The following is a 10,676-nucleotide window of genomic DNA, read 5'->3' on the forward strand; positions in this document are numbered from 1 at the left end:
AGTGGCTGACTCGAATTTTGTTGATTATGTAAAGATCTGTTGCCGGAGCGGGAAAGGTGGCGGCGGATCCGTGCATTTTTTAAGAACCAAGAAAACCGCGAAGGGCGGGCCTGACGGAGGAGACGGCGGGCGCGGCGGGCACATCATATTACGCGGCAATAAACAATTATGGACCCTCCTTCACCTTAAATACCGTAAGCACATTATGGCCGAAGACGGACATAGCGGCAGAGGTAAACTGATGAAAGGAGCGGATGGGATGGATCAGGTACTTGAAGTGCCCCTTGGTACTGTCGCACGTAATTTTGAAACAGGTGAGATTCTTCAGGAAATAACCAATGACGGAGAAGAATGTATTTTATTAAAAGGCGGACGCGGAGGTTTAGGAAACGATCACTTTAAAACTCCCACACGCCAGGCTCCACGTTTTTCGCAACCAGGTGAGCCGGCCATTGAATCATGGATAATACTTGAACTGAAAATACTTGCCGACGTAGGCCTTGTAGGATTTCCAAACGCTGGAAAGTCAACATTGCTTTCGGTTGTGTCGGCGGCGAAACCCGAAATAGCCAGCTACCCCTTTACTACCCTTGTTCCAAACCTGGGTATCGTAAAATACCGTGACCACAAATCATTCGTAATGGCGGATATTCCGGGGATTATCGAAGGAGCGCACGAAGGCAAAGGTCTTGGATTAAGGTTCCTGCGGCACATTGAGCGAAACTCCATACTGCTGTTCCTGGTACCGGCCGACTCAAAAGATATCATTAAAGAATATAAGATCCTCGTGAACGAACTGAAAGAATTCAACCCTTACTTGCTGGACAAACAAAGGGTTTTAGGAGTATCAAAGATAGATCTGGCAGATGATGAACTGTTGGATATGATCAAAAAGGATCTTAATAAGCGCTTCCGCGAAAAAAAATCTGTCCCTGTTGTTTACTTCTCTTCGCATACTGAAAAAGGGCTCAGTGAGCTGAAAGATGTTTTGTGGAAACAGGTAAATGGTTAATTACATAATCGCATCATTCTGAGCAAAGCGAAAGAATGACAGGCTACACAACTTTGATAGAAACGATCAAACATATTGACACCAATGTGTTCCTGTACCTGAACAGCAAACACAATGCATTTTGGGACTTTGTGATGTTCTGGGTATCCGGAGATTATACATGGATACCGTTATATATATTCCTGTTCTACCTGGTTGTTAAAAAAAAACCGAGACAGGCCTTTGTGCTATTGCTCTCGGCCATTATACTGATTACTCTCAGCGACCAGCTCTCTGTTCACGCATTCAAAAATGTCTTCATGCGCTACAGGCCCTGTCACAATTTACTCATACAAAACATGGTGCACACTTTTAAAGGCTGCGGAGGCACCTATGGATTTGTTTCATCACACGCAGCCAACACTTTTGCATTGGCAACATTCCTCTCAATGATACTGAAAGGCAGCTACAACTATTTCACCCCGGCCATATTTGCATGGGCCGCTTTTGTTTCATACAGCCGCATTTATTTAGGCTCCCACTACCCTGCCGACATTATTGGAGGCGCGCTATTGGGTATGACATTAGGTTTTATCATCTCAAAAATTTATTTTCGTCTGTTCACCATGCGCCTGGAATAAATAACCTGACCCAAATTCAATTTCCATGAACAATATTTTAGCAATATTTATCGGTGGTGGCCTTGGAAGCCTTGTTCGATATGGTATTTCGGGCTTTACTGCGGAAAGGTTTAAAACCATTTTCCCCCTTGCTACTTTGGCGTCAAATATATTAAGCTGCGTAATACTCGCTGCAACAATTGCTTTTCTAAGTCAAAAGGCGGATATGAATCCGACATGGAAGATGTTTATAATTACCGGGTTTTGCGGAGGCTTCAGTACCTTCTCAACCTTCAGCTATGAAACGGTTGAATTGATCCGGAGCGGCAACAGCATGTATGCCATCGCGAATATTTTACTGAGTGTTATTGTTTGTGCGGGACTTATATTTATGATCGCCAGAGATCAGCCTGCATAACACAAAACAGGGTCAACCAATCATACAGCCTTTAATACTTTTATTGTCTTTTCCAGCATTGCGTCAGTAAAATCAAGGTGAGTTACAAAGCGAATGGATTGTTTGCCAAAGTTCAGCGCCCTGATGTTTTGCTCCGCAAGTTTCTTCAGCAAATCGTCGCTCAGCATTTTATCCGTCAATTTAAAAATGACAATATTCGTATCAACGGGCATTACACTTTCAACAAATGATAAAGCTTTCATCACATTGCCAAGCTCCTTTGCTCTTTGGTGGTCTTCCTTTAAGCGTTCAATGTTATTATCAAGTGCATAAATACCCGCAGCGGCAAGAAAACCGGCCTGACGCATACCACCTCCGAAAACTTTGCGTATCCGGCGTGCTTTTCGGATAAATTCTTTATTACCCAGCAAAACTGAACCGGCTGGTGTACCTAAACCTTTCGACAGGCATACGGATATAGAGTCGAATAACGAACCTAGTTCAGCCGGCTTGTCTTTTGTTTCCACTAATGCGTTGAATATCCGGGCTCCATCCAGGTGATACTTTAAATTATTCTTTTTGCATACAGCTGATATATCTTTCATTTGCTGCAGCATATAATAACTCCCTCCTGCCCTGTTCACTGTATTTTCAACACAAACCAATTGTGTGAGACATAAGTGATTATCGGGTTTTACGTTGATTGTTTCCTCAACCTCTTTAGCAGTCATTCGGCCCCTGTCACCATAAATCAATTTTGCCTGGGCGCCCGAATTAAAACTGATTCCACCCCCTTCATAATGGTAGATATGCGCGGTGGCATCACACACCACTTCATCACCGGGCTGGGTATGGACTTTTATGGCTACCTGGTTGGTCATGGTACCTGAAGGGCAAAAAACACCTGCCTCCTGGCCAAAAAATCTTGCGGCCTTCTCTTCAAGTTCGTTAACTGTAGGGTCTTCCCCAAACACGTCGTCGCCTACCTTCGCGTTGAACATAGCTTCCAGCATAGCTTTTCCGGGCTTTGTAACGGTGTCACTTCTCAGATCTGTTATCATTTTCTGTTAAAATTGTAATTCACTTCTGGAAATAATATTGAATGACGAACAGTTGAACATAACATGGGACGAGGCTATAAACCGCTTTGATTTACTTCATTTTTCTGATCACCATCAGTCCGTCTCTCACAGGAAACAGAACATGTTCAACCCGTTTGTCATTATGTACTTTATTATTGAACTCATAGATAGCCTTTGTGTCCTTATCCATTTTTGTTTTATCCATCAGCACTTTACCGCTCCACAGCACATTGTCAGCGATAATGAAACCACCCTTATTCACTTTGTCAAAAACAAGGTCGTAATAGTTGGAATAATTCTCCTTATCAGCATCGATAAAAACCAGGTCGAGTTTCTCTTTTAGGCCCGGAATGATCTCCATTGCGTTCCCGATACGGTAATCAATTTTGTCCGCCACCCCCGCTTCATCAAAATACTTCCGCACCATTTTCTCCAACTCCTTATTAATATCTATGGTGATCAACTTTCCCCTATCCACCAGGCCGGAAGCAAGACATATGGCCGAATACCCTGTATAGGTACCTATTTCAAGAATATGTTCCGGCTTTATCATACAGCTGAGCATACCCAATACACGTCCCTGCAAATGTCCGGACAACATGCGTGGCATGAGTACCTTGAGATTTGTTTCACGGTTTAAACGCTGCAATACATCCGGCTCGGTTTGTGTATGATCTATTACATATTGTTCAATGGCTGCATCAAGAAAATCCATAACTTTTTAAGTTGATTTTATGTACTCTAAAGATATTGTTTTTTATTTCTCCGGGTTTCGCCCTCCGTTATTAACAAATTCACGTTTATAAGTTTAAAACCCAGTGAGTTAAGCCCTGCCCTTTTTTGGTGAATTTTAAGGACCAATATAAGGGGTGTAATTGAACTTCAATATGAAAAGAATTACTTTATTGGTGTATTTACTCGCCATGCTTTCAGCTACACGGGGTACAGCTCAGGACGAGCCGAAACCAAAGCCGGAAAAACTCACAAAACAGGATAAAGAGCTGCTTGCCTCAGCCAATACTTTTTATAAAGAAAATAATTTTCTCCGGGCACTTGATATATATAAGGTATTAGCCGAAAGTTATCCCAACAACCCCGATCTCGTTTATAAAGCGGGTATTTGTTTTCTGTATAAAACCGACGAAAAAGAAAATGCCATTGAATTTATTGAGAGTGCGGCCAAACTTAGTCCAAAACTGGAAGATATTGAATTCAACCTGGGCCGCGCATATCACGCTAATTACAAATTCCAGGAAGCCATTCAGCATTTCGATGAATATATACGGGAAAACCCGCCTATTGTAAAAAGAAATTTAGCAGAGCATTACATAGATTTTTGCCGGAATGGCGAGGTCATCACGCCCAAACAACAGAATATGATTATTGAGAATATCGGACCTCCTATAAACAGTGAGAATTCCGAATATGTTCCGGTAGTGTCGGCCGATGAATCTATCCTGATATTCACATACAAAGGTGAACGCAGCACGGGTGGAATGATGGATGGAAAGTTCAATCCAAGTTCCGATGGCGAGTATTATGAAGATGTTTTTATAAGTTATAAGATAGGTGAAAAATGGACAGAACCTCAAAGCATTGGCGAGAATATAAATACAAAGGGACATGATGCCAGCATTGCATTATCAACTGATGGACAATCATTATTTATTTTTAAAAGCACACCGGAAGATAAAGGGGATATATATATGAGCCAGCTGGATGGTGAAACATGGAGCACTCCTATGAACCTTGGACCGAATGTCAATACTAAATTCTGGGAAGGAAGCGTTTCAATGTCGGCGGATGAGCAAACCCTTTATTTTGCAAGCGAGCGCCCGGGCGGACTTGGGGGCCGCGACATTTATATTTCTGAAAGACAACGAAACGGACAATGGGGGCCGGCCCTGAATCTTGGCCCTTCAGTAAATACTTCATATGATGATGATGCCCCTTTCATTCACCCGGACGGAGTTACCTTGTTTTTTAGCTCTAAAGGTCATAACAGCATGGGTGGACATGACATATTTTATTCATCCAATAAAACCGGCGAGTGGACTGAACCTGTAAATATGGGTGTACCCATAAACACTACCGACGATGACCTTTACTATGTATTAAACCCCGATGGAGAAACCGGTTATTATTCCTCTAACCGTAAAGAAGGTTATGGCCAGCAGGATATTTATGTAATTACGCCGGGCTTAACCGGAACAAAACCAATATTAGCTTTGGCTGTAGGAAAAGTATTGCTTGACTCTAAACCGGCTGCTGCAACCATAACAGTAATGGACGCCGACAATGGAGCTACTAAAGGTAATTACAGATCAAATTCTACAACAGGAAAATATATGGTGGCACTTCCTCCAGGAAAAAGCTATAAGTTGGCCATTGAAGTGGCAGGCAAACAACCACATTATGAATACATTGATGTGAAATCCCTTGAAACATACGTACAGTTGCAGGAGGACATACAGGTATATTCGGAGGAATATCTGCAGGCAAACAAAATAGACACTTCCGCCCCGAATAATATGCAGGCAAAGCTTAATGAACAACTGAAGAAATATAAAGCGGAAAGCAATCCGGGAATTTATGAAGCACATATATATGACGATCTGTTAAAGAAGCGCGGCGATCTGAAAAAGGACAGCGTTACGTTTAATGTTGATGCGGGCACTTACGAAACGGCTTCAGATTTTGATCCGTCAAAGTTTTCCGACTTAGGTGTATTTGAAACAGTTAAAACTCATAAGGACTACACTAATTATTACGTGAAAGGTTTTAACACTTTGCTTTCAGCCGAAGATTTCCGCCAAAAACTTATAGCAAAAGATCCGGAACTTGCCAAGGTGGCGGAGATTACGGTTAACGATAAAAACACTGTAAAGCTTATACCCGATTACTTTTCGGCCTATTATACCCGTAAAGATTATACAGTGCGCACGGAACCCAAACTGATAAAAACAAAATACAACCCTGAGCTTGAAGAACGTAAAGAAAATGAAAAGCTTCTGAGCGGGTACGGCGATAAAAAGATCGAAGGACTAAGCTACAAACTTGAATTAGCGGCCGTGGATAAGGCCGCTGATTTCAAACTACAGAAAATGTCGAAGTACGGGAAAATAGAAAGCAAGAAAACTCCCGATGGAAAAATCCACTATACCATTGGTAACTTTAAAACACTAAAAGAAGTGGACGACTTTAAAGCATCGCTCATTCAAAAGGAACCGGAAACAGAAAAATCATTGATCACAGTATTTTACCTGAATACGCTCAAACCTGCAAAAGAATTCTTCAAGGATCCTGCCATGAAGGAAAAGATAAACAAAACCGAAACTCCTGCAATAACCAAAACAAAACCTGTTAAAATTCCTCCTGTTATTGAACCCACAAAAACAGAGGTCACCAAACCCGAAGAACCTACTCCCTGCGAACCTGAAACACCGCACGACTTTTCCGCCTTTGTCGGCCAGTCATTAAATAATCTTTTTGTTTATGAGAAATTCATCCAGTCGGCAAGCACCATGTGCCGCGAAGGCCTGGTTTTTAAAGTACAGGTTGGCGCATACCGTCAGCCTCAGAATTTTACAACAGTCAAATTAAAGAAATTAGGACTTGATATTATAAACAATGACCCAATAGGCGACGGAATAAGCCGGTTTACAATGGGCGAATTTAAAACACTTAAGGATACCGAGAGACTTCGTCAGAAAACCATCGAATTGGGCACCAAAGACGCCTGGATAACGGCCGTATATAACGGCAAACGCTATACTCTCGAAGAATTAATTCCCCTAAATTTCTTCAACAAGGCTATTAATTAGATAAAAAGGTTTCAGGTCCCAAGTTTAGGAAAAATAGAAATTCAGGCATTAGGTTTGATGGGATGAATATTTTACTGAAACTTAATGCGACACCCAACCTGAAACCTGAAACCTGAAACCTGAAACCTGAAACCTGAAACCTGAAACCTGAAACCTGAAACCTGAAACCTGAAACCTGAAACCTGAAACCTGAAACCTGAAACCTTGAACTTGAAACCCTTCCTCATTAACTAAAAATTGGTACATTTAACCACACCAAAATTTAAAAACCATGTTAAGCACAGGTACCATCATTCTTATTGTATTATTAGTTATTTTATTGGGCAGCTTTGTTACTGTTCAGCAGGGATTTGTAGCTGTAATAACCGTGTTTGGTAAATACCGCCGGATATTAGCCCCCGGCCTGAATTTAAAAATACCGCTTATTGAGCGTATCGCAAAGCGCGTATCTATTCAGAACCGTTCGGTTGAACTCGATTTCCAGGCTGTAACCATTGACCAGGCTAACGTTTATTTTAAAGCCATGCTGCTTTACGCGGTGATCGACCAAAAGGAAGAAACCATCGTAAATGTAGCCTTTAAATTTGTTGACGACCGCAGCCTTATGCAGGCCCTCATCAGAACCGTAGAGGGCTCTATACGCGGCTTTGTGGCCACTAAAAAACAAGCCGAGATACTTTCGTTGCGCAGGGACCTGGTGGAAGATGTAAAGCAGCACATCGATCATACCCTTGAAACATGGGGCTATCACTTAATTGACCTCCAACTGAACGATATCACCTTCGACGAAGCCATTATGACTTCCATGTCGCGTGTAGTGGCATCGAATAACTTAAAAGCCGCCGCCGAAAATGAGGGACAAGCCTTATTGATAACCAAAACAAAAGCCGCTGAAGCGGAAGGTAATGCAATTAAAATTTCCGCTACAGCCGAGCGTGAAGCAGCGCAGCTTCGCGGACAAGGTGTGGCGCTATTCCGCGAGGAAGTGGCCAAAGGGATGAGCAATGCCGCCAAAGAAATGCAGCAGGTTAACCTGGATGCTTCGATGATCATGTTCAGCATGTGGACAGAATCGATCAAGAACTTCGCTGAAGTGGGGAATGGCAATGTAATATTTATTGACGGCTCGCCGGATGGTATGCAAAAAAGTGTTCGCCAGCTGATGGCCATGAGCCAGTTGGATGATATAAAAACAAAGAGTTAATATTTTTTTGAGGCAATCAAAACCCCGCCGGGAGTGATCCTGACGGGGTTTTTTGACGATAATTTCATGCATATTGCATTATGACAACCATTAAACTTGATAAAGTAAAACACAAAGGAAAAGAAGTTTTATTATTGAAATTTCCTTACAATTTTGAATTGCAAACCATCGCGAAGCGCCTGCCTGATGCCAGGTGGAGCAAAACCCACAAAGCATGGTATACCCCCTATTCGGTGGAAACTTTACATGAAGTAAAGAAACTATTTACCGGTAAAGCCGCCATTGACGCAGGTATTTTAAAAGAAAGACTGGCTTTTGCCAAAACGGCCCCACCGGATATAAAAGAATACCCGTTTACAGATGAAGCGAGAAACAAAATTGAAAAATTTAAAAGCTGGATGCGCTCAAAAAGGTACAGCGAAAGCACCATTGGAACATACAGCGATGCATTGAAAACATTTTTAAAATTTTATTCGAACAAAACTATTTCAGAAATAACGAATGAGGATGTGATAGAATTTAACAACAAGTACATTTTAACGAATAATTTATCGGCATCGTTCCAGAACCAGGTAGTGAACGCCATTAAATTATTTTTTTCGGAAATAGAGAAAAATGTACTGGATATTAAAAACATACACCGCCCCAAAAAACCATTCACACTGCCGGATGTATTAAGTTTAAACGAAGTTGAAAAAATGCTGAACAGCCTGGATAATATTAAACACAAAACCATGCTCGCGTTAATTTACTCAGGCGGATTAAGAAGGAGTGAATTATTGAACATGCAGATAAATGACGTTGATTCAAAACGCATGATCATTACCATAAGAGGGGCAAAAGGAAATAAAGACAGGATTGTTCCTTTGGCTGAAACAATTTTAGAGATGCTTCGGAAATATTATCCGGAATACAAACCAAAGAAATACCTTTTTGAGGGACAAAAAGGCGAAAAATACACAGAAACCAGTCTTGCCGAAGTATTTCATAAAGCAAAAAGATTGGCAAAAATAAATAAAAGTGTTAGCTTACATACTTTAAGGCACAGTTATGCCACCCATCTGCTAGAAGGCGGCACAAATTTGAGGTATATACAAGAGCTATTGGGACATAAGAACCCCAAAACCACTCAAATTTATACCCATGTAAGCAGTGAGGGATTGGGAAAAGTTACCAGCCCGCTTGAAAAATTGAAATTGAAATAATGAAAATAAAACACAGTATTCAAAAACAAAAACCCTACAAAGCCAATCAAAATTGGGTGGCTTGGAACGGTTTTCATACTGAAAACCGCTCATATAAATGAGTTAGGCCGCATTTTATGACAATGACAGACGAAAATAAACTCGCACTTTTATTGACTCGGGCGAAAAACCTAAGATATAATGACACCAACGACCTTGACGACATTATTCAAAAGACCAAACTACATTTAAATAGGTACTTCCCCGACAAACCAGTTTATTCCAAAGAAATATCCGACATTTCATTCGCGCCCACTTATTCCTTCGGCGACTCGGATGACAGTCTTTATCGTAGCGCTTGGGACAGAGGGAGGCAAAAATTAGTCAATTTACTCGACACTCGGATTGAAGAATACAACCTTATACTATCAGAAAAAAATAAATCAAATAATCAACCGACACCAGAAAAACAAGTGGACAAAGACAGACTCCCAGACAAGGAATACCAATTTTTAGTTCATCTTTTTGACAGGAATGAGACTCGCGTAATTCATGACTTTCTTATTCATTCCGACGTATACCTCGCTGAAGACCTCGACCATAATTATCAAAGATGCTATAAACTCGGACTACTTGTTCATCCTGAAATTTACAAAAAACACCTTGACAATCTTGAAAATATTAAAGGTGCCATTCAGCAAAGACTTGAAGAATATTCAGGTAAATATATTGCAGACTCCAGAGTATTTCCTAATTTAAATAAGTTTCAAATACTAAAAAATACTTACGTGCCAATAAACACACCTTGGGCAGACATTAATCAAGACCAAGGTCATTTATTAGAGTTGCTGCGTTCCGCAAAAGAAACTATTGACTATCAAAATATCGGAAACGCTTCTCGGACGTTGCTTCAAAAATTCGCAAACCATATTTTCGATCCAAAAAAGCACACGACAGACGCAAAAGACGCAAACGGAAAACCTATTGACCTTGGAGATGACAAATTTAAGAATAGACTTCACACTTATATTCGTTGCGAATTAGGTGGACACAGCAATAAAGAATTAAGAGACTTCGCTTTGAATTTAATTTCTACTGCCGAAAGCTCAGTAGACTTGGCTAATAAATTGACTCACGACTTAAAAGCCGGCTCTATGCTCGCCGAAAGTTGCGTTATTAGCACAATGACAGCAATAAGCATCGTTAAACTAATTGACAAATAAAAACGACGGCCTAATCGAGTAGGCGGCTCCGTCATCAAAATCTGACGGAGTGCGCCTCTCACACCACTGTACGTACGGGCCTCGTATACAGCGGTTCATTAAATTGTGGAGCTACTTTCAGGTAATGTTCGAGCATTGATTCGTAACCACG

The 10,676-nt window shown here is 41.2% G+C and carries 9 protein-coding genes; 7 read left to right on the top strand and 2 right to left on the bottom strand.

The window, feature by feature from the left end; translation table 11 throughout:
- Position 1: 1 nt before the first annotated feature.
- Genes obgE through crcB form a run of 3 tightly spaced genes read left to right on the top strand, consistent with a single transcriptional unit; the run spans position 2 to position 2,029 of the window.
- Positions 2-1,012: a GTPase ObgE gene (gene obgE, locus HYU69_15605; protein MBI2271766.1), complete on the top strand. Its 1,011-nt coding sequence runs from the start codon at positions 2-4 to the stop codon at positions 1,010-1,012.
- Between the two features lie 35 nt (positions 1,013-1,047).
- Positions 1,048-1,632 carry a phosphatase PAP2 family protein gene (locus tag HYU69_15610; protein MBI2271767.1) on the top strand — a complete coding sequence of 195 codons (585 nt, stop codon included), beginning with the start codon at positions 1,048-1,050 and terminating at the stop codon, positions 1,630-1,632.
- A 25-nt stretch (positions 1,633-1,657) separates the two neighbouring features.
- The gene (gene crcB, locus HYU69_15615; protein MBI2271768.1) at positions 1,658-2,029 is read left to right on the top strand and encodes a fluoride efflux transporter CrcB; all 372 of its coding nucleotides are present in this window, start codon (positions 1,658-1,660) and stop codon (positions 2,027-2,029) included.
- 20 nt (positions 2,030-2,049) lie between these two features.
- On the opposite strand, the gene HYU69_15620 is transcribed toward crcB, so the two are convergent.
- The gene (locus HYU69_15620) at positions 2,050-3,069 is read right to left on the bottom strand and encodes an aminotransferase class I/II-fold pyridoxal phosphate-dependent enzyme (protein ID MBI2271769.1); all 1,020 of its coding nucleotides are present in this window, start codon (positions 3,067-3,069) and stop codon (positions 2,050-2,052) included.
- Between the two features lie 91 nt (positions 3,070-3,160).
- Positions 3,161-3,805: an O-methyltransferase gene (locus HYU69_15625; GenBank protein MBI2271770.1), complete on the bottom strand. Its 645-nt coding sequence runs from the start codon at positions 3,803-3,805 to the stop codon at positions 3,161-3,163.
- A gap of 172 nt (positions 3,806-3,977) precedes the next feature.
- Between HYU69_15625 and HYU69_15630 the strand changes: the two genes are divergently transcribed.
- The 4 genes from HYU69_15630 to HYU69_15645 all read left to right on the top strand — a co-directional run bounded on the left by HYU69_15630 (position 3,978) and on the right by HYU69_15645 (position 10,525).
- Positions 3,978-6,914: a PD40 domain-containing protein gene (locus HYU69_15630; GenBank protein ID MBI2271771.1), complete on the top strand. Its 2,937-nt coding sequence runs from the start codon at positions 3,978-3,980 to the stop codon at positions 6,912-6,914.
- Between the two features lie 271 nt (positions 6,915-7,185).
- Positions 7,186-8,118, top strand: a complete 933-nt coding sequence (locus tag HYU69_15635) for an SPFH domain-containing protein (protein ID MBI2271772.1) — start codon at positions 7,186-7,188, stop codon at positions 8,116-8,118.
- 80 nt (positions 8,119-8,198) lie between these two features.
- Entirely contained in the window at positions 8,199-9,323 is a 1,125-nt protein-coding gene (locus HYU69_15640) for a site-specific integrase (protein MBI2271773.1), read from the top strand.
- Positions 9,324-9,445: 122 nt separating this feature from the next.
- Positions 9,446-10,525: a hypothetical protein gene (locus HYU69_15645; protein ID MBI2271774.1), complete on the top strand. Its 1,080-nt coding sequence runs from the start codon at positions 9,446-9,448 to the stop codon at positions 10,523-10,525.
- Positions 10,526-10,676 lie beyond the last annotated feature (151 nt).

The organism is Bacteroidota bacterium, from assembly GCA_016183775.1.
Taxonomy (GTDB): Bacteria; Bacteroidota; Bacteroidia; order JABDFU01; family JABDFU01; genus JABDFU01.